The sequence below is a fragment of the Achromobacter sp. GbtcB20 genome, from assembly GCF_019091095.1.
Classification (GTDB): domain Bacteria; phylum Pseudomonadota; class Gammaproteobacteria; order Burkholderiales; family Burkholderiaceae_B; genus Achromobacter; species Achromobacter mucicolens.
In genome coordinates this window covers 1-364 of record NZ_JAGXJZ010000314.1, presented here as the reverse complement: position 1 = coordinate 364, position 364 = coordinate 1, and the positions used below count along the sequence as shown (strand labels likewise).

Below are 364 nucleotides of genomic sequence, written 5' to 3'. Positions count from 1 at the left end.
ATCGAGCAGCTCCAGCTTGCGCAGGGCATCGGGGCGTTCGGCTTCCTGCTGCGCGGACGGGACGGAGTGGGGCATGGAATTCCTTGGCAAGCTGAGCCAGGCGACGGCTCAAATGACGAAAATGACGACAAGCACCATCCTGTTCGTCAAATTTCCAACGGTCAACAAAAATTTCACGAAGAGTTACGGATAGGTAGGGAATGGGAGACGATGTGGTATGTTTTATGGTTACCCGCATCATCAAATTCGATAAATTTTCTATTTCCTACAGTAAAATACCCTCGTTTAGTTTTTCTGCTTGAAAGAATGCTTGTCATGTCCGCACCCTCTTCCGATGCGCTGGATGACCCGATCCTGACGACCC

General features: G+C 50.3%; 1 protein-coding gene. It reads left to right on the top strand.

The features are described 5' to 3' along the window. The coding region (locus tag KVT32_RS29140; RefSeq protein WP_217619320.1) for a hypothetical protein at positions 1-364 on the top strand (364 nt) is incomplete at both ends.